This window comes from Synechococcus sp. CCY9202, from assembly GCF_034931685.1.
In the GTDB taxonomy this organism is placed as follows: domain Bacteria; phylum Cyanobacteriota; class Cyanobacteriia; order PCC-6307; family Cyanobiaceae; genus CBW1002.
Genome location: NZ_JAYGID010000040.1, coordinates 1 through 17,476 on the forward strand (window position 1 = coordinate 1; position 17,476 = coordinate 17,476).

Consider the following 17,476-nt stretch of genomic DNA (forward strand, 5'->3'; position numbering starts at 1 on the left):
GGGCCGCGGCGGCGCAGTCGGCCACATCGACCACGCCCCACTGGCCATCGAGCCGCTCCCGGTAGGCCCGGCCGAAGCCGGTGGAGCCGCCGTAGTTCACGTCCACCACGCCCCAGCCGCGCGAGGTCCAGAACTGGATCGCCAGGTTGAGGCCGGTTCGGGCCATGCCGGTGGGGCCGCTGTGGCTCTTCACCAGCAGCGGTGCCTGGGGGCTGGAGCCGCCGCTGGGCGGGTAGTACCAGGCGTGGGTGGGCTGGTCGCCATGGCCCTGGAACCAGAGCGGCTCCGGCCGGCTGAGCGCTTCGGGGGGCAGAACGCAGGGCTCCACGGGGCGATGCTGCCAGCGGCCGCTGGCCAGATCCACCTCCAGCAGGCCGGAGCCGGTCGCGGGTCCGCTGGCGACACAGACCATCCGTCCGGCCTCGGCGCAGAGCATGGCGAGGTCATCCACGGGCAGATCCAGGGGCTGCCAGAGATCCGCAGGCTGGGCAGGCGCCCCCGCCTGCTGGCAGTGCGTGAGGTCCAGCGGCACCACGCCCAGCTCCCAGCGGCCGTCACGGCAGGCGGCGGCCACCAGCTGCTCGCCGTCCCAGGCCGTGGTGCGCATGCCATAGACCCACTGGGGCATGGCGAATTCCGCCTGCAGAGGCAGAAGGGGCTCCCAGCCGGGGTCAGTGGGCTCCTGACCGGAGGCCTCCGCGGCCGGGTTCAGAGCGCCGGCAGCGGTTCCTTGGGGCCAGAGCTTGGCGATCCGCTCCGCGCTCAGGCGCTCCAGGTTCCACCAGCCGCTGCGGTCGTTGGCCACCACCAGGTCGCCGTTGCCGATCCACAGCGGCTGGAACACCGAGCAGTGATGGGTTGCGGCGGCTCCGGCACCCGCCACGGGCTGGCGCTGCTGCAGGGAGCCGTCGGCCGCGAAGCGTCCCAGCCACACCTGGCTGCGCTGCCAGGGCATGAAGGGCTGTTGCCATTCCACCCAGGCCAGCTGGCGGCCATCCGGGCTGAGGGCGGCGTAGCCGCAGAAGTCGTCGGGCTCCAGCAGCACGGTGGGCTCGCCGCCTTGCAGCGGCACGCTGACCAGATGGTCGCGGCCGGCGGCTTCCATCACGCCGATCCAGCGCTGGCGCGCGGCATCGATCAGCCCATCGGCGAAGCAGCGCTGCGGATCCGCCGCCGTGAGCCGCTGGGCCGGCAGCAGGAGTGGGAGGGGCGAATCCACTGAGGCAGCCTCCGGGCACTCTGCGCTGAGCCCCGGCTCGAGATCCGTTCCGAGTTCTGCCGTGAGCCCTGCTGGGAGAGCCGCGGTGAGCCCTGCCGTGAGATCCGCCAGATCCAGCCGCCAGAGGGCACGGTCGGCGTCCGCGACCATCACCACCGTGTCGCCCTGCACGGCGTAGCAACCACCGCCGTAGTCGTGAACGCGGCTGCGCAGGTTCCAGTCCCCTGGAGTGAGTTCCAGCACCCGGCCCGGTGCGGGGTCGGCCTGGCTGGAGGGCGGAAGCTGCAGCAGCAGGGTCGTGCGGCCGCCTTCGTGGGGACGCTGCTCCAGCCAGAAGAGCCGCCCCTGATCCAGGCGGGGCTCCTTCACCACGGGGGTGCGGCCCACCACCTGATCCGCCGTCAGTGGCAGGGGTTTCGGCCGCGGCCGTTCGGTCTTCCCCTGGCTTGCCATGCCATCGCTCCGGTGGACGCCACTTAGAATCGATCCATCGTTTCAGGTGTCGCCTTGGCTCGCAGCTTCGCCCAGTTGGCCCGATCTGCGGAGCAGGTGAACCGCGCCGTGCAGGTTCCCAAGGAGCCCCTGGACCAGCCGCCGCTGGCGATCCACACCCTCGGTGATCAGGTGCTGCGCGATCCGGCCCGACGCATCGGCAAGGTGGATGAAAGCATCCGGGATCTGGCCCGCGACATGCTGCGCAGCATGTACACCGCCAAGGGCATCGGTCTGGCCGCTCCCCAGGTGGGCATCCACAAGCAGCTGCTGGTGATTGACCTCGATCCTGAGAATCCGGCCACCCCGCCGATGGTGTTGATCAATCCCGAGATCACCGCCGCCAGTGCCGCGATCGATACCTACGAGGAAGGCTGCCTCAGCATCCCGGGGGTCTATCTCGATGTGGTGCGCCCCAGCCGGGTCGAGGTGAACTTCCGCGATGAGATGGGCCGGCCCCGCCGCCTCAAGACCGATGGTCTCCTGGCCCGCTGCATCCAGCACGAACTGGATCACCTCAACGGTGTGCTGTTCGTCGATCGCGTCACCGATGAGATCAGCCTCAACGAGGGCTTGCAGGAGCACGGCTTCCAGCGTGACGACGTCCGCTCAGTGCGCTGAGCTCGACGCACTGGCGCACTGCACTGAGACAAACAGTTTCACGCCTGTCTTCCTCAATCCTTTCTCAGATCCATGCCGATGAAACCGCTGGCGGGGGTGTTCCTCGCCTTGGCCTGCCTGCTCGGGATCGCTGCCACCGGTTCGGTGTTCGAACTGGCCTACGGGGATCCGGATCTGGGGGTGTCCGTCACCCGTCTGATCCTGGCGGGATGTCTGCCCGGCACGGTTGTGGCCCTGGTGGTGGCGATTCGTCTCAACAAGCCGGCTTGAGGATTGGGCGGCTGCGGCTGGTGCGCTTCGGTCGCCCTGCATACGATTTCCCTCACCTGTCCCCTGCCCGTCCCACCGTGATCCTCCCGAGCTCCCTCCCTGCCAGGCCTCGCACCTTGCACCAGCGAGGCGCTGCAGCCCTGCGCCCCCTGCTGGCCACCCTGCTCCTGCTCGGAGGCGCCGCGGTGCCGCTGTTGGAAGCCCCGGTCGCGCGGGCCAGCTCCCTGTTCCAGGTTGGCGAAGTGGAGCAGGAACGCTTTGTGCTGGTGTCGGCGCCGATCGGCGATGGAACCCGAGCCCAGCTCAACATCTATGAGCAGGTCAAGGCCACTCGCCCCTGCTTCGCTGTGGGGTCCGGCAAGCCTGCTCCGGTCAATCCCCTGCTGGGCAGCTTTGATTTCACCGGCATCTGCAGCCGCTTCATCGATGCCAACGGCTACTCGGTTCGCGTCGGTGGCAGCGACCTGGGTACTGTCTATCGCCTCAGCGTGATCCAGGGCAACGACGACATCCTGCTGATGGCGATGCCCACCAAGGCCGGCGTCGGGCCCGAGATGGTCGTGGCCCGTACCCAGGGCGCCGGCAGTGGATTCCTCAAGTTGGAACTGGAGCCTGGTTGGCGGCTGATGCGACGCCACTTCGGCAACCGGGCCCTGGGGCACGTCTACCTCTACCGCGATAGCTGGCCCTCGGAGAACCAGGCCGCAGTGACTCCTGCGGAGCCGGGATGAGGGCTGGCCTGCTTGCTAGGGTGAATCACTCTGAACTGATTTGCAGCGCTTCATGACCCAGGTCACTGTCGGCGAAAACGAGGGAATCGAGTCGGCCCTTCGCCGCTTCAAGCGCCAGGTCTCCAAGGCCGGAATCTTCGCCGACCTCAAGCGCCTGCGCCACCACGAAACCCCCACTGAGAAGTACAAGCGCAAGGCCCAGCAGCGCCGCCGCCGCCGCTGAGTCCAGCGGGGTTCAGGGATTCGTCAACGCTCTGCAGGTCTGAATCTCTGCGTGCCCCGCGAGTCGGGGCTTTTTGCTGGCCTGTCGAACCTTTGGGGCTTGGCTGGGGCCTGTCCAACCTTCTGCGGGCTGCGGAGGACTGGGGCGTGTCCATGGCAAGGCCCCGCTGCGTCGGTGTTTTTACCTGTATTCAGTCTGGTGATTTCCCACCACCCTGGAGGTGTCGATCGCCACTGGATCATGGACCGTCGTACGGAATGGATCGCTCGTCCTGCCGCCGCCACAGCCCTTCCGCCGGCCTCCTCTGCCACGTTGTTTCTCAACTGGCTCAGTGAAATGGTGAGCCATGCGCTCGGCAACCCTCGCGAGGAGGGCCAACACCTGCCCCCCGCTGTTGGGATGCAGCCCTACACCGATCGGCCCCGCAAGCGTCGCTAGGAGTTTCCGTGGAGAGCCATGGCCGTGGGGTTCTCCGCTCAGGGCTTTTGGCCCCCGCTCAGCTCCGATCCTGCGTGAGGCCGTCAAAGGAGCGATAACTGAGGGCCTCGGCCACGGCCCGCTCGCTCACCGGCATCCGTTCGGTGGAATCTGCATCGTCTGACTGCACCTGGTCGAGCAGCGCTTGGCTCACGCCAACGTGTGCAAGCTCAGTGCGGGCCTGCTCCAGGTCGGCGATGGTGCGGGCGACGCGCAGCACCCGCTCCGCCGCCCGCGCGCTCAGCTGGCGGTGGTGCACGCTGGCCTCCCACAGTTCCAGTGCCGCCGGGCTGGGGTTGAGGACCCGGCGCAGCTCCGCCGCCGGCAGTGCGGCGTTGGCGCAGCCCTGCGGATTGTGGCGACGCATGCTGGTGCGAGCCGCTGCCACCCTGCCGGCCACGATGGCGCTGGATTCCGGCAGGCCTGTCTGTTCGGCACCTTCGTGGATGGTGCCAGTCCCGGCAGAGATGGAGCTTGCAGCCGCTGCACTGCCTGACCTGGTGGTTCCCTGTGCCGCTGCCCCGTACCCGTAGCGGCGGGCCAGGGAGGCGGCGGATGGGCGCTGCATCACCACCTGCAGATCAATTCGATCCAGCAGGGGGCCGGACAGCCGGTTCCAGTAGCGCCGCCGCTGCACGACGCCACAGCTGCAGGCCCGCTGAGGATCCCCATGCCAGCCGCAGGGGCAGGGGTTGGTGGCCGCCACCAGGGTGGTGCGGCAGGGAAAGCGGCAGCGCAGGCGGTTGCGGCTGATCCACACCTCCCCCTCCTCCAGGGGCTGGCGCAGCAGTTCCAACACCTCCCGGCGAAACTCGGTGAGCTCATCGAGGAACAGAACGCCCTGGTGGGCCAGGCTGAGTTCGCCGGGCCTGGGATGGGCCCCGCCGCCGATCAGCGCAGCGGCGGTGCAGCTGTGATGCGGGCTGCGGAAAGGCCTCTGCAGCAGCAGGCTGGTTTCAGCGCGCAGGAGGCCCGCCACCGAATGCAGCTGGGTGAGTTCGAGGGCTTCGTCCCGCTCCAGGGGCGGCATCAGACCCGCCAGGCGCCGCGCCAGCATCGTCTTGCCGCTGCCTGGCGGACCCACCAGCAGCAGATGGTGATGGCCCGCCGCAGCGATCTCGAGGGCGCGCCGTCCGTGCTGCTGCCCTTCCACGTCGGCCAGATCGAGATCGCTGCGACCTCCCTGGGGGCGATCGGGATCCACGGGTTCCCGTTGATCTCCAGGGCCCGGTTGCCGAGTGGCCGCCGGGCTCAGCGATCCCGGTGGCGGGGCCTTGCTGGGATCCCGCAGCAGTTCCAGCACCTCCTGCAGGGTGTCCGCCGGCCAGAGGGGCAGGGTCTCCACCAAGGCGGCTTCGGCGGCATTGGCCCGTGGCACCACGAGGGCCCTGGCCCCACCGCGGCTGGCCGCCAGGGCCTGGGCCAGCACGCCACGGACCGGCCGCAGCCGCCCGTCCAACCCCAGTTCCGCCGCACTCCAGATCCCCTCCAGTCGCGCCTGCGGCAGCTGGCCGCTGGCCACCAGCATCCCAAGGGCGATCGGCAGGTCGAACCAGGGCCCTTCCTTGCGCAGATCCGCCGGCGCCAGGCTCACCACCACCCGGGTCAGCGGCACCTTGAGGCCGCTGTTGCGGATTGCCGCCCGCACCCGCTCCCGCGCCTCCTGAATCGCCGTATCCGCCAGTCCCACCATCTGTAGGCCGGGCAGCCCGGGGGCGATGTCCACTTCCACCTGCACCGGCACAGCCTCCAGGCCCTGCAGGGCCGCACTGCAGGATCGTGCCAACATCACGCCAGGGGTCGCTGCAGTGTCAGTGCCACCCCCGTCTCATCCCCTTCCGGTGCCATGGCCAGCGGCGACACGATCTTCGGGCGCATCCTGCGTGGTGAGATCCCCTGCGACGAGGTGTATGCCGACGATCTCTGCCTGGCCTTTCGGGATGTGGCCCCCCAGGCCCCGGTGCATGTGCTGGTGATCCCGCGTGAGCCCCTGGCCCAGCTGGCGGATGCCGGCGAGGAGCATGGGGCCCTGCTCGGCCACCTCCTCCTGGTGGCGGCGAAGGTGGCGCGCCAGGAGGGCCTCAGCAGCTGGCGCACGGTGATCAACTCCGGGGCCGAGGCGGGGCAGACCGTGTTCCATCTGCATGTGCACGTGATCGGCGGCCGTCCCCTGGCCTGGCCACCCGGCTGAGGCGGGGGCAGCAGGCGGGGGGCGGCAGCGGCGACAATGACCTGATCTGCTGCGCTCCATGAATCCGCTCAAGGCGTTCCGCGATCAGCTCGCGAAGCTGCAGCGCCTGGCCCAGCCCTATTTCCTGCCGGTGGAGGAGAGCAGTGCCGGCCAGTTCCTGCTGCTGGTGCTGGCCCTGGTGGCGGTGGTGGTGGGAGTCACGCTGCTGATTTTCACCGCCGTGGTGGCCGGGGCAGGGGCCTTCATTCCCGACCTGCGCGACCGCTTCCTGCCGGGGGTGCCGCAGCAGATCAACGCGATCTGGCAGGGGCCGATCGGGGCTGTGGTGATGCTGCTGTTCGTGGCGGGCCTGGCTGCCTTCGGAGCTCTGCGGGGCCGGCTGCGTCAGGGGCGCTGGCTGCCGTGGCTGCTGCTGGGGGTGATCACCCTGCTGATCCTGGTGATCAATGGCATCAACGTGGGCATCAGCTTTGTTGCCCGCAATGTCGATAACACCCTGGTGGCCTATGACCAGGATGGATTCTGGAAAACGGTGGCGATCTATGCCTTCTGCCTGGTGTTGGCCTTGCCGATCCGGGCGATTCAGAGCTATCTCATCCCCAAGTTGGGGCTGCTCTGGAGAGAGTGGCTGAGCGGTCGTTTGCTGACACGCTATCTCACCAATCGTGCCTACTATGTTCTGAATCCCAACGACGAATCTGCCGAGGAGATCGATAACCCTGATCAGCGGATTTCGCAGGATGCGGCCAGCTTCACCTCGACCAGTCTGAGTGTCACGGTTGAGATCCTCTCGGCTCTGCTGACATTCTTCAGTTTCATTATCGTCTTGTGGAGCATCAACAGTCGACTGGCGCTGCTGTTGCTGGCCTATTCCGTGTTCGGTACGGCGTTGATCGTTTTCGCCAGTCGCAAGCTGGTGATCCTCAACTACCAGCAGCTCAAGCTTGAGGCCGACTTCCGCTACGGCCTCGTCCATATCCGTGACAACGCCGAGGCGATCGCCTTCTATCGCGGCGAAGGTCAGGAGGGCAAGGAGGCCGGGCGTCGGCTGAGCGGCGCGATTCGCAACTATGACCGCCTGATCGTCTGGACGGCGATGATCAGTGTGATCCAGCGCTCCTACGACTACTTCTCCCGCTTCCTGCCCTGGCTGGTGATCGCGCCGATCTACTTCGCCAAGGAGGTCGATTTCGGTGTCTTCGGCCAGGCCAGTATTGCCTTCAGCCAGGTTCTGTTCTCGGTGAGTTATATCGTCAACAACATCGACCAGCTGGCCGCTTTCTCCGCTTCGATCAGCCGTCTTGAGGGTTTCCAGGGCAAGGTCGAGGAGATCGGTCGTGAGATGGCCGAGCTTGAGGCGAGTGAGCAGCGACTGGCCGGTTCCCCTGGGGGGGCAGGCGCGGTAGCGCCGATCGGTTCCGATGGCCTGGCGGTGCGGCCCGATTCGATCCTGGTGAGTCATGTGGATCTGGTGCCGCCGCGCACCCAGCGCGTGCTGATCCACGACCTCAGCCTCGAGATCGGTGCCGACCAGCGCCTGCTGGTGGTGGGGCCTTCCGGTTGCGGCAAGACCTCCTTCCTCCGTCTGGTGAGTGGCCTCTGGCCGGCTGGGGCGGGTGCCGTGCAGCGCCCCCCCGAAGGCGAGCTGCTGTTCATTCCCCAGAAGCCCTACATGATCCTGGGCAGCCTGCGGGAGCAGCTCTGCTATCCCCAGCCCAGCGATCGCTTCAGTGATGAGCAACTGCGCCATGTGCTCGAACAGGTCAAGCTGCCGGAGCTGGTGCATCGCTATCCCGATCTCGACATCATTCAGGACTGGCCCCGGCTGTTGTCGCTGGGGGAGCAGCAGCGTCTCGCCTTCGCACGCCTGCTGCTGAGCGCGCCCCGCTTCGTGGTGCTCGATGAGGCCACCAGTGCCCTTGATGTGGCCACCGAACGGCATCTCTACGACCTGTTGGTCCAGCGGGACATGGCCTTCGTGAGCGTGGGCCATCGCCCCACCCTCACGGCATTCCACGACACGGTTCTCGAACTCGATGGTCGTGGCGGCTGGCGGTTGTTACCGGCGGCCGGCTATGACGTGGGCCGCCATGCCTGAATCGATGAGCTCCGCCACCAGCCCAGACGCCGCCGGAGCCCCTGCCGACAGCCCAGTTGACGCCAACGTTCCGGCGACCAGTGCCACCACGCCCGACCAGCCCGCGTTTGGCTGGAGTGGCTATGCCGAGCGGGTGAATGGTCGCTTCGCCATGCTCGGATTTGCGGCAGTGCTGCTGATTGAGGCCTTCAGCCGCGACACCTTCCTGCACTGGGCCGGCCTGGTGCCCTGAGCGCTCACGGCAGCTCGATCAGATCCACCTGCCAGAGTCCGCCGCGGCTCACCTGCACGGCCAGCACCCTGCCATCGGCGCTGAGGCTCACCAGGCGCGGCACTCCGGCCGGTTCGATGGGGATCCGCTGCAGGCTCTGCAACGAGCGGCGATAGAGCAGCAGTTCGGTGCGTCCCTCCAGCTGGCGCACCAGGGCGAGGCGCTCTCCCCGCTGATCCACCGAGAGACTCAGGGGCTGGGCATCGGGTCGGTTCAGGCCCGGCACTGGCACGGGAGCTGTGTGCCGCAGATCCAGCAGCTCTGCCCGCTCCCGTCCCTGCCGTCCGCGGATCAAGGCCAGCCAGGGCCCTGCCAGGGCCGGGTCGTGGCTGCTGCCCTCCCGGGCCAGTTGGGCGTTGAGTCCGAACAGGGGACGCGGCCCGCCTCCGAGACATCCGCCCAGCAGGGCGGCCAGTGCCAACGGGATCAACTGAAGGCTCGCCAGGCGGACGCGGCTTCTCATGGCTGCGGGCCAGGGCCACCACCCTGCAAGGCCTGGGCACCCGGCAGATCCGGCTCCAGCCAGCCGCCAAGGTCGTAGACCTCGACCTGGCGGCGGCCGGCCACCACCACCTCAATGGCGATCCGCTGGCCATCGGGGGCGAGGCTCAGCCGCTGCGGTTCCCGATCACCGCCCAGGCGCAATGGCAACAGGGAGCCCCTGAGCCGATCTTCGATCACGGCATCGCGGCGCTGGCCCCGCTGGATCAGCAAGGCCAGGTAGCGACCGTTCCAGCTCAGCGAGGGTGAGGCGTGCGGCTGATGCTTGCGCAGATGGCGCAGGGGCAGCACCTTGCCGCTGCGCCGCTCCTGCAGCAGCACCGTAGTGCGGCCGCCGCGCTCGACCAGGGAGGCGAGCAGGCGTCCGTCGCCGCTGAGGGCCGGTTGCTCCCGGCCTTCAGCACCCAGCCCCAACGGTACGGCGGCCTGGCGCCGCAGCCCCCAGGGAAGGGCGCAGCCAGACAAGCCGATCAGCAGGGCCAGGCTGAGGCCGGCTGGAGGTCTCAGTCGTCGAACCGGGAGCTGTTATCCCGGGACGGGCTGGTGTCGCTGGGCGTGTTGGTCCGGGTGGGACCTGTGGTCTGGCCAGGAGCTGGGCCTGGCTCCGTGGGCCTCACCGGCGTGAACTCCGCATCGCTCACTGATGCGGAAGCGCCTGGGCGGCTGCGGTAGGAGGTGCCCTGCGGAACACCCGGGGCCGGGCCAGGCGATCCTGGGCCCGGCTGGGCTGAGCCGCGCGGCGGAGGGGTTCCGGCGGGGCCCACCCCGGTGGAGCTGCCCCAGCTGGAGGTGTCGGGAGAGCCACTGGGGCGGCGGCTGGAGCGTGGCATCCCATCGGTGGCGCTGGGCCGGCTGCCGCGGCGCGGTTCCGGGGTGGTCTCCCGTTGCCGCCGGCGGGCTCCGAAGCTGCCACTGTCGCCTTGAGGAGCACCCGCTGCATAGCGGGACGGCCGTGGTGGCATGTCGTCTGCGCCCCGGGCATCGCCGCGGGCCTCACCACGAAGATCGCCCCGGGTCTCACCACGAAGATCGCCTGCAGGTCTGCGGGGAGGGCGTCCGGATCGCTCGTCTGGACCAGGACCAGCGTTGTCCCACTGGTCACTGCCACTGGATCGCCGGCTTGCCGCACGCTCCGGAATGGCGGCACGGCTGACCCGGCTGGGTCGGTAGAAATCGTCCTGGTCTCCGTCGTCGGGATCGCGGGAGCGGATGCCACGGCGCACCGGCTGGGGCTCATCGAACCGGTCGTAGTCGTCGTCGTAGCCGCGGCCGCCACCCATGCGGGGGCGGGACGGTTCGATCGGGTCCTCGTCTTCGAAGTAGGACGAGCGTCGTGCCTGTTCGGTGGTCACGCCCCGCAGACGCACGCTCTCATAGGCGAAGAACACCGTGGTGCCGGCCAGCAGGAACTGACCGAACTGGAGGATCGGATCGAGACGCCAGCCCTGAAAAAAGAGAATGCCACCGCAGAGCAGGCCCACGGCGGCAAAGAAGACGTCGTAATCGCGGGCCAGTGCAGGCTTGAAGCTCCTCATGAAATAGAGGAAGGCCCCACCTACCGCCAGCACGATGCCAACGATGCTGGCCCAGTTCAGACTGGCATTAACCACAGCGCACGGTCCAACGGAGCGTCAGCTCCACTGTAAGGACCCGGCGTGGATGTTCTGATTCAGAGGCGACGGTCGACCTGGTCGTTCTGGCTGATCAGCACGAGCGCCAGGCTGATCGGAATGACCACGATCACCGCCCCCCAGGCGAGGCTGCTCAGGAAGTTGGCGAGGGAAGGAGTCATGGCGGCGATGGCGTCGCAGACGCCAAGGGTTTCAAGGGCGATCTTAGGCAGCGCTGGCGGGTTCCTACGATTCCTTTCCAGCCGCTTAGAGCTTTGTGACGCCCCCTGCCTTGCCCCGCCTGGAGCTGCTGCCGCTGGCACACCTGCTGCTGGGGCTGCTGCTGGCGGGCTGGACGCTGCTGTTCCTGTTTCGCATCGTGCTCACCTGGTACCCCCAGATCGATCTGGCCAAGGGGGTGATGCGGCTGGTGAGCGTCCCCACCGAGCCCCTGCTGGCCCCCACCCGCCGCCTGATCCAACCGATCGGCGGGGTGGATGTCACCCCGGTGGTGTGGGTGGGCCTGATCAGCCTGGTGCGCGAACTGCTGGTGGGCCAGCAGGGTCTGCTCACCCTGATGCTGCTGCGCAGCTCGACTGTGGCTTAGGGGCTGTGGCTCAGGGCCTTGGCCTGGTTGCCGTTCTGCAATTCAAAGGCGGCGCTTTCGGCCTGGCCATGGCGCCCTAGAAGGGCAGCATCTCCTCTTCAACGAATTTGGTGTGGAGATCGCCGCTGCGGAACTCGGGGCGATCCAGCAGAGCCAGGTGGAAGTTGATCGTGGTGGGGATGCCGGTCACCGCACACTCGGACAGGGCACGGTGCATCCGCTTGATGGCGGCCTCCCGGTCCACCCCCCAGACGATCAGCTTGCCGATCAGCGAGTCGTAGAAGGGTGGGATCTCGTAGCCCGTGTAGACGTGGCTGTCCACCCGCACGCCAGGACCACCAGGCGGCAGCCAGCCCGTGATCCGGCCCGGGGCTGGGCGGAAGTTCTGGCGAGGGTCCTCGGCATTGATGCGGCACTCGATGGCATGGCCGGTGAGTTTGATCTCGTCCTGCCGGACGCTGATCGGTTCGCCGCCGGCAATGCGCAGTTGTTCGGCGATCAGGTCGACTCCGGTCACCATCTCGGTGACGGGATGCTCCACCTGGATGCGGGTGTTCATCTCCATGAAATAGAACTTGCCCTCGCGGTCCACCAGGAATTCCACGGTGCCGGCACCCTCGTAGCCGATGCTGCGGGCTGCGGCCACCGCCGCCTCTCCCATCTGGCGCCGCAGATCGGCGTTGATCGCCACGCTCGGGGCTTCCTCGAGCAGCTTCTGATGGCGGCGCTGGATGGAGCAGTCGCGCTCACCCAGGTGCACCACGTTGCCGTGGCGATCCGCCAGCACCTGCACCTCCACGTGCCGGGGGCGGTCGATGAATTTCTCCATGTAGAGGCCCGGGTTGCCGAAGGCGGCTTCCGCTTCCCCCTGGGCCGCCTTGAACAGCTTCTCCAGCTGATCGGCGCTCGGCACGAGCCGCATGCCCCGACCACCCCCGCCGGCGGTGGCCTTGATCATCACCGGGTAGCCCATGGTGGCGGCGAGGCTGGCCGCTTCGGCTGCCGTGGCCAGCAGTCCCTCGCTGCCGGGGATGGTGGGGACTCCCACCGCCTGCATCGTGGCCTTGGCAGTCGACTTGTCGCCCATGGCCCGGATCGCCTCGGGCGAGGGGCCGACGAAGGTGATGCCGTGGTCGGCGCAGATCTCGGCGAAGCGGTCGTTCTCGGCCAGGAAGCCGTAGCCGGGATGGATGGCGTCGGCACCGCGGGAGGTGGCGGCCGCCAGGATATTGGGGATGTTGAGGTAACTCTTGCTACTGGGGGCTTCGCCCACGCAGACCGCTTCATCGGCCAGCTGAACGTGCAGAGCGTTGCGATCGACCGTGCTGTAGACGGCCACCGTGGCAATGCCGAGCTCGCGGCAACTGCGAATGATGCGTAGGGCGATCTCGCCACGGTTGGCGATCAGCAGTTTGCCGATGGGCATCCGCGAACGAGGCAGGGACGGGGCAGTGGAAACTGCGGGCTGGCCGCTGCGTGCAGGCCGGAGCGGACTGTATCAGCGCTCACAGGCCCCCTTGCCATCCCCGACGCGATCCCAGGGCGCAGATCCGTGGGGACGGGCGCTAGGTATATTGCTGGCCGAGCGGCTCCGGCCGTCTCCCACCCGGATGGAGCCTGGCCTCCAGACGATCCCTGCGGATGTGGTGGAATTGGTAGACACGCACGTTTGAGGGGCGTGTGACTTCGGTCTTGCGAGTTCAAGTCTCGCCATCCGCACTCTTTTTTCACACCCTGCTCTCCATCAGGTGGTCCGCTCCGTGCCGGATTCCACTGCCGCCATCACGCTGGTGTGCAATGGCCCGGGTGAGCTCACCACCTGGGTTCGTCCCCTGGCGCGGCGGCTGCACGAGCTCCTGCCCCTGAGGCCCCTGGTTCCGGATGCACCCTTCAGCCTGCGGCTGGTGCTGGTGCCCTGTCCCAATGCCACCGGAGCGGAGCATGGCGTCGCCGAGGGCTGGCAGCTGTTCGAGCGGATCTGGCCGGCCCACCGCTTCTGGGGCCTGCTGCTGCGTCCGCGCCGCCATGCCGCCTGGCCGCGTCAGGGAGTGGTGGTGTTTCTGGGCGGTGACCAGTTCTGGACCGTGCTGCTCTCGGCCCGGCTCGGTTATCGCCACCTCACCTATGCCGAATGGGTGGCGCGCTGGCCCCGTTGGAACGACCGGATCGCCGCCATGGGGCCAGCCGCGGCCGACCGGCTCAAGCCCCGCTGGCGCCAGCGCTGCACCGTGGTGGGCGATCTGATGGCCGACCTGTCGGCGCAGGCCCGCGATGAAGCTCCGCTGCCGCCGGGGGAGTGGGTGGCGTTGCTGCCGGGCTCCAAGCGGGCCAAGCTGCAGGTGGGCATGCCCTTCCTGCTGGACACGGCCGATCGTCTGGCGGCCCTGCGGCCGGGCTGCCGCTTCCTGCTGCCGGTGGCGCCCACCACGTCGGTCCAGGAGCTGCTGGCCTACGCCGGGCCGGCCAATCCGATCCAGCAGCACTACGGCACCGGCGAACCGAGGTTGGAGCGCGCTCTGCCGGCGCCTGGCTCCGGCACCGCCCCATCCCCCTTGGCCGGGGGCCGTGCCCTGGTGACGCCTGCCGGCACTCGCATCGACCTGCTCGAGACCCATCCGGTGCATGGGGCCCTGAGTCAGTGTCGGCTGGCGCTCACCACCGTGGGTGCCAACACCGCCGAGCTCGGGGCGCTGGGGGTGCCGATGCTGGTGCTGGTGCCGACCCAGCATCTCGCGGTGATGCAGGCCTGGGATGGCGGGATCGGACTCCTGGCACGGTTGCCGATCCTGCGCTGGCTGCTGGGGGTGGCCCTGACGGCCTGGCGCATGCGGCAGCGCGGCTTCCTGGCCTGGCCGAACATCTCCGCGGGCCGCCTCGTGGTGCCGGAGCGGGTGGGGGCGATCACCCCGGCCGAGATCGCTGCGGAGGCGGCCGACTGGCTCGACCATCCGGCCCGGCTGGCGGGCCTGCGCGACGACCTGCGCAGCCTGCGCGGCCAACCCGGTGCCGTGGCCTCCCTGGCCGAGCTGGTGCGAGGCCTGCTGCCCCCGATCAGCGCTGCCTAGGCTGATCCTCCAGCGCTGTTTGATCGCGATGTCGGATGTTCAGCCCGGGGCCAGCTGCACGTCAGGCAGCTTCAGTTCCGAAGCTCCGTCGTTTGTTGAGGCGTCCGACGCCGAATGGCGTCAGCGTCTCACGCCCGAGCAGTACGCCGTGACCCGTCAGGGTGGTACCGAGCGGGCCTTCAGCGGCGTCTACTGGAACCACAAGGGCAGCGGCATGTACCACTGCGTCTGCTGCGGTGCCGAGCTGTTCAGTTCCGCCAGCAAGTTCGACTCCGGTACCGGTTGGCCCAGCTTCTGGGAAGGTGTCGACAGCGGCGCCATCAAAACGCTGACCGACAGCAGCCACGGCATGGTCCGGACCGAAATCCGCTGCGCGCGCTGCGACAGCCATCTCGGCCACGTGTTCAACGATGGCCCGCGTCCCACGGGCCAGCGCTACTGCGTCAACTCCGCATCTCTGGCGTTTCGTGAGGGCTGACCGCCCCTCTCACCAGGGATCGGTGAGGTCTTCGGCGTCCACGTCAAGGGGATCGGCCGGTGCTGCCGGCCGGCGGCTGGGCAACGGGCCACGCCGGATCTCAGGCTCCCGGTCATAGACCTCAGCCCGTGAGGGCATCGGGTCCAGGGGTTGGGGATCCAGGGGCTCTTGCTCCTCGCGACCGCGGCGAAAATCCTCACGGGGACTGGGGCCGCGATCAAGGTCACCACGGGGATCGGACAGCCGTTCAGGGCCTCTGGAGGGGGAGGAGCGGTACTCCTGCTCGTCCTCATCGAGATAGCGACGCTGACGCAGGGGCTCGCGCTGGCGGCGTTCCTCCAGTTCGACGTATTCCAGCTCTTCCCGTGGCGCAAAGGAGCGGCTGGTGGCGGGTTGGATGCGCCGTTGTTCCTGGGCCGCGGGCTGGCCGGCCGCGAGCTGGTTCTCCACCGGCACCATCGACTGGCGGTAGCGCTCCCGTTCCTCCTGCTCCCAGCTGGGTCCGCCGATGCCGAGTTTTTCGAGCAGCCCCGAGCCCAGCTGCTTGAGCTTTTCGTCAGCGCCTTCGTACACGATGATCCGATCCGGCCCGCTGCTGACCACCTCCTCCACAGGCAGCTCCCAGGTGCTGAGCACGCCCTCACCCAGCAGGGGTACGCCCACGGCACCCAGCACCAGGGTGGTGAGTTCGCCGGTCTCGATGTCAAAGCTGAAGCCCAGCACCCGGCCCAGGGTCTCTCCCGCCTCGGTGATCACCTGGCAGTTGATCACTTTGCTGTAGCGGTCCGGATTGAAGCCCTCCGCCAGGGAGTCGGCCGAATCCACCAGGATCACATCGCCCACCTGGCGGATCCGGTCCAGGGGCATCCAGCGGGGCAGGCCGGGCAGGAAGCGGGTCAGGGGGTTGTCGCGCAGACCCAGGGCCACCACCTCGCGGCGATCGATGTCCACCACCACTTCTCCCACCACCCCGAGGCGGCGTCCGGTGTCGCGGGTGATCACCAGGGTGCCCATCAGCTCCGAGCGCAGCCAGAGCCGATCACTGGGGGCCGAGGCGTTCGGATCGGCGGCGGGGGGGATCGAAGAGGTCAAGTCCGGGGGCCGGTGCTGGGCGGCGGTGGGGCTGGCGACTGGCGTCCAGTCGGCTCATTGTGACCCACGTGCGCGGCTCAGGCCGCAGGCGGCAAACCGACCACCTGGGTGTGGGCGCCGCGGGCCTGGGTGACGCCGATCGTGCGGGTGGACGCGGCGATCATCGGCCGGCGGTGGCTCACCACCAGGAACTGGGCGTCGTCGGCCTGGCTGGCGATCAGGGCCGCCAGGCGCTCCACGTTGACGCCATCGAGGAAGCTGTCCACCTCGTCGAGGGCGTAGAAGGGCGAGGGGCGGAACTGCTGCAGGGCGAACAGGAAGCTGAGGGCCGTGAGGGACTTCTCGCCGCCGCTCATCGCCGCCAGGCGCCGCACCGCCTTGCCCTTGGGATGGGCGACCAGGGTGAGTCCGCCTTCGAGGGGTTGCTCGGTGTTCTCCAGCTGCAGGTAGCCCTCGCCGTCGGAGAGCCCGGCGAAGATCCGACGGAAGTGTCCATCCACCGCCACGAAGGCCTCCAGGAAGGCCTCCTGCCGCAGGGTGGCGACCGTTTCGATCCGCAGCAACAGCTCTTCCCGCTCGCTGCTCAGCACCTCCAGCCGGTCTGCCAGCTCGGCCAGCCGCAGCTCCAGCTGTTCGAGTTCCTCGAGGGCCAGCATGTTCACAGGCTCCAGAGCCTCCATGCGCTGCTGGATCCGAGCCAGTTCGGCCTGCAGCGTCTCCAGTCCTGCCAGCCGCACTTCCTCGGGGATCTCCGGCAGTGGATCCGGCAGGGCCTGCTCCAGCTGGGCCAGCCGCAGGGCTTCGCTGCGTTCCTGCTCGGCCAGGGCGGCCAGTTCCTCGCCGAGGCGCTGCAACTCCCATTGCCGGTTCTGCAGGGCCTGGCGCTGTCCGGCCAGGCGCCCTTCAGCGGCGTCCCGGGCCCGGCGCTGCTCCCCGAAGCGGGTCTGGAGAGCACTCTGCCGGGTTTCGAGCTCGCTGCGGCGCTCCTGCTCGGCCTGTTGCTGTTCCTTCCAGCGACTCCGCTCAGCCACCAGGGTCCGCACCGCCTCCGCCAGGCGTTGTTCGTCGCCGGCGAGGGCATCGAGCTGGCTGGCCACCCGCTCGCTGCTGAGGGCCCGTTCACGGCGCGCCGCCAGCAGCTGGTCCCGTTGCAGGCGGGCCTCGGCGAGGCTGCGATCGGCGTTCTCGAGTTCCTTCTGCAGGCCCTGCCAGTGGGCCCCGTCGCCGCCGCCACCGGCGCTGGTCTCGGCCTGCTCCAGGGCGGCAAGGGCCTGTTGCAGGGGCGGAATGGCTGTGAGCAGGTGCCGCCGCCGCTGCCGGTCTGCGAGGGCCGCCGTCTCCAGCTCGCCCAGTCGCTGATCAAGGCGCTGCTGCCGTTCCCGCTCCGGTGCCGCAGCCCGTTCCGCGGCCCCGGCTTCGGCCTGCAGGGCCGCCAGCCGTTGCTGCTGGGCCTGCAGTTGCGGCCGCAGTGCCTCCAGCTGCTGGGCCAGCTCCGATTCCCGCCGACGGCTGGCGAGGAGGCTCTCGCCC

The 17,476-nt window shown here is 68.6% G+C and carries 20 protein-coding genes and 1 tRNA gene; 12 read left to right on the forward strand and 9 right to left on the reverse strand.

All coding sequences use genetic code 11. The features are described 5' to 3' along the window. Positions 1–1,672: prolyl oligopeptidase family serine peptidase (locus tag VB777_RS06295; protein ID WP_323247778.1), on the reverse strand; the 1,672-nt coding region annotated here is incomplete at its 3' end. A gap of 54 nt (positions 1,673–1,726) precedes the next feature. On the opposite strand from VB777_RS06295, the gene def reads away from it, so the two are divergent. From def to VB777_RS06320, 5 genes are all read left to right on the forward strand, one after another. Next, positions 1,727–2,332 (forward strand): peptide deformylase, encoded by a 606-nt coding sequence (gene def / locus VB777_RS06300; protein WP_197158721.1) that lies wholly within the window; start codon positions 1,727–1,729, stop codon positions 2,330–2,332. A gap of 72 nt (positions 2,333–2,404) precedes the next feature. Beyond that, positions 2,405–2,602, forward strand: coding sequence for a hypothetical protein (locus tag VB777_RS06305; RefSeq protein WP_322758301.1), 198 nt, complete (start codon positions 2,405–2,407; stop codon positions 2,600–2,602). Between the two features lie 116 nt (positions 2,603–2,718). Then, the gene (locus tag VB777_RS06310) at positions 2,719–3,333 is read left to right on the forward strand and encodes a DUF3747 domain-containing protein (RefSeq protein WP_323247781.1); all 615 of its coding nucleotides are present in this window, start codon (positions 2,719–2,721) and stop codon (positions 3,331–3,333) included. A 52-nt stretch (positions 3,334–3,385) separates the two neighbouring features. Beyond that, positions 3,386–3,556: a 30S ribosomal protein S21 gene (gene rpsU / locus VB777_RS06315; protein ID WP_006172073.1), complete on the forward strand. Its 171-nt coding sequence runs from the start codon at positions 3,386–3,388 to the stop codon at positions 3,554–3,556. A gap of 240 nt (positions 3,557–3,796) precedes the next feature. Next, positions 3,797–3,994 (forward strand): hypothetical protein, encoded by a 198-nt coding sequence (locus VB777_RS06320; RefSeq protein WP_323247783.1) that lies wholly within the window; start codon positions 3,797–3,799, stop codon positions 3,992–3,994. Between the two features lie 58 nt (positions 3,995–4,052). Here VB777_RS06320 and VB777_RS06325 read toward each other — a convergent pair whose 3' ends face one another. Beyond that, on the reverse strand, positions 4,053–5,822 hold the full coding sequence (locus tag VB777_RS06325) for a YifB family Mg chelatase-like AAA ATPase (protein ID WP_323247785.1): 1,770 nt from the start codon (positions 5,820–5,822) through the stop codon (positions 4,053–4,055). Between the two features lie 57 nt (positions 5,823–5,879). On the opposite strand from VB777_RS06325, the gene VB777_RS06330 reads away from it, so the two are divergent. The 3 genes from VB777_RS06330 to VB777_RS06340 are packed head-to-tail and all read left to right on the forward strand — an operon-like array spanning position 5,880 to position 8,554. After that, a complete protein-coding gene (locus VB777_RS06330; RefSeq protein ID WP_197158725.1) occupies positions 5,880–6,224 on the forward strand; it encodes a histidine triad nucleotide-binding protein in 345 nt (114 codons plus the stop codon). A gap of 58 nt (positions 6,225–6,282) precedes the next feature. Further along, entirely contained in the window at positions 6,283–8,322 is a 2,040-nt protein-coding gene (locus VB777_RS06335; RefSeq protein ID WP_323247787.1) for an ABC transporter ATP-binding protein/permease, read from the forward strand. Between the two features lie 4 nt (positions 8,323–8,326). Beyond that, the gene (locus VB777_RS06340) at positions 8,327–8,554 is read left to right on the forward strand and encodes a chlorophyll a/b-binding protein (protein WP_231605554.1); all 228 of its coding nucleotides are present in this window, start codon (positions 8,327–8,329) and stop codon (positions 8,552–8,554) included. A 4-nt stretch (positions 8,555–8,558) separates the two neighbouring features. On the opposite strand, the gene VB777_RS06345 is transcribed toward VB777_RS06340, so the two are convergent. The 4 genes from VB777_RS06345 to psbX are packed head-to-tail and all read right to left on the reverse strand — an operon-like array spanning position 8,559 to position 10,886. After that, on the reverse strand, positions 8,559–9,056 hold the full coding sequence (locus tag VB777_RS06345) for a hypothetical protein (protein WP_322758306.1): 498 nt from the start codon (positions 9,054–9,056) through the stop codon (positions 8,559–8,561). Next, complete coding sequence (locus VB777_RS06350) at positions 9,053–9,559, reverse strand: Tol biopolymer transporter periplasmic protein (protein ID WP_323247791.1); 507 nt, start codon at positions 9,557–9,559, stop codon at positions 9,053–9,055. Before VB777_RS06350 ends, VB777_RS06345 begins: the two co-directional genes overlap by 4 nt. Positions 9,560–9,597: 38 nt before the next feature. Continuing rightward, positions 9,598–10,704 (reverse strand): Ycf66 family protein, encoded by a 1,107-nt coding sequence (locus VB777_RS06355; protein WP_323247793.1) that lies wholly within the window; start codon positions 10,702–10,704, stop codon positions 9,598–9,600. Between the two features lie 59 nt (positions 10,705–10,763). Beyond that, on the reverse strand, positions 10,764–10,886 hold the full coding sequence (psbX, locus tag VB777_RS06360; protein ID WP_322758309.1) for a photosystem II reaction center X protein: 123 nt from the start codon (positions 10,884–10,886) through the stop codon (positions 10,764–10,766). A gap of 110 nt (positions 10,887–10,996) precedes the next feature. Between psbX and VB777_RS06365 the strand changes: the two genes are divergently transcribed. Then, positions 10,997–11,311, forward strand: a complete 315-nt coding sequence (locus VB777_RS06365) for a YggT family protein (protein ID WP_323247795.1) — start codon at positions 10,997–10,999, stop codon at positions 11,309–11,311. 76 nt (positions 11,312–11,387) lie between these two features. Here VB777_RS06365 and accC read toward each other — a convergent pair whose 3' ends face one another. Beyond that, entirely contained in the window at positions 11,388–12,737 is a 1,350-nt protein-coding gene (accC, locus tag VB777_RS06370; protein WP_323247797.1) for an acetyl-CoA carboxylase biotin carboxylase subunit, read from the reverse strand. Positions 12,738–12,948: 211 nt separating this feature from the next. Here accC and VB777_RS06375 point away from each other — a divergent pair. The 3 genes from VB777_RS06375 (at position 12,949) to msrB (ending at position 14,854) form a co-directional block, all read left to right on the forward strand. After that, positions 12,949–13,030, forward strand: a tRNA-Leu gene (locus VB777_RS06375). A gap of 41 nt (positions 13,031–13,071) precedes the next feature. Next, a complete protein-coding gene (locus VB777_RS06380; protein ID WP_231605556.1) occupies positions 13,072–14,376 on the forward strand; it encodes a glycosyl transferase in 1,305 nt (434 codons plus the stop codon). 28 nt (positions 14,377–14,404) lie between these two features. Further along, the gene (gene msrB / locus VB777_RS06385) at positions 14,405–14,854 is read left to right on the forward strand and encodes a peptide-methionine (R)-S-oxide reductase MsrB (protein ID WP_197158735.1); all 450 of its coding nucleotides are present in this window, start codon (positions 14,405–14,407) and stop codon (positions 14,852–14,854) included. Between the two features lie 9 nt (positions 14,855–14,863). Here the strand turns inward: msrB and VB777_RS06390 are convergent, their stop codons facing one another. Together VB777_RS06390 and VB777_RS06395 are read right to left on the reverse strand one after the other, a co-directional pair. Continuing rightward, a complete protein-coding gene (locus VB777_RS06390; protein WP_197169580.1) occupies positions 14,864–15,946 on the reverse strand; it encodes a PRC-barrel domain-containing protein in 1,083 nt (360 codons plus the stop codon). 77 nt (positions 15,947–16,023) lie between these two features. Next, the coding region (locus tag VB777_RS06395; RefSeq protein WP_416238316.1) for an AAA family ATPase at positions 16,024–17,476 on the reverse strand (1,453 nt) is incomplete at its 5' end.

Bases quoted from the DNA above. Each gene is read 5' to 3' on its own strand.
- VB777_RS06305 (WP_322758301.1), top strand. From the start codon at position 2,405: ATGCCGATGAAACCGCTGGCGGGGGTGTTCCTCGCCTTGGCCTGCCTG.
- VB777_RS06325 (WP_323247785.1), bottom strand. From the start codon at position 5,822: ATGTTGGCACGATCCTGCAGTGCGGCCCTGCAGGGCCTGGAGGCTGTG.
- VB777_RS06340 (WP_231605554.1), top strand. From the start codon at position 8,327: ATGAGCTCCGCCACCAGCCCAGACGCCGCCGGAGCCCCTGCCGACAGC.
- accC (WP_323247797.1), bottom strand. From the start codon at position 12,737: ATGCCCATCGGCAAACTGCTGATCGCCAACCGTGGCGAGATCGCCCTA.
- rpsU (WP_006172073.1), top strand. From the start codon at position 3,386: ATGACCCAGGTCACTGTCGGCGAAAACGAGGGAATCGAGTCGGCCCTT.
- VB777_RS06330 (WP_197158725.1), top strand. From the start codon at position 5,880: ATGGCCAGCGGCGACACGATCTTCGGGCGCATCCTGCGTGGTGAGATC.
- VB777_RS06320 (WP_323247783.1), top strand. From the start codon at position 3,797: ATGGACCGTCGTACGGAATGGATCGCTCGTCCTGCCGCCGCCACAGCC.
- VB777_RS06345 (WP_322758306.1), bottom strand. From the start codon at position 9,056: ATGAGAAGCCGCGTCCGCCTGGCGAGCCTTCAGTTGATCCCGTTGGCA.
- VB777_RS06335 (WP_323247787.1), top strand. From the start codon at position 6,283: ATGAATCCGCTCAAGGCGTTCCGCGATCAGCTCGCGAAGCTGCAGCGC.
- msrB (WP_197158735.1), top strand. From the start codon at position 14,405: ATGTCGGATGTTCAGCCCGGGGCCAGCTGCACGTCAGGCAGCTTCAGT.
- psbX (WP_322758309.1), bottom strand. From the start codon at position 10,886: ATGACTCCTTCCCTCGCCAACTTCCTGAGCAGCCTCGCCTGGGGGGCG.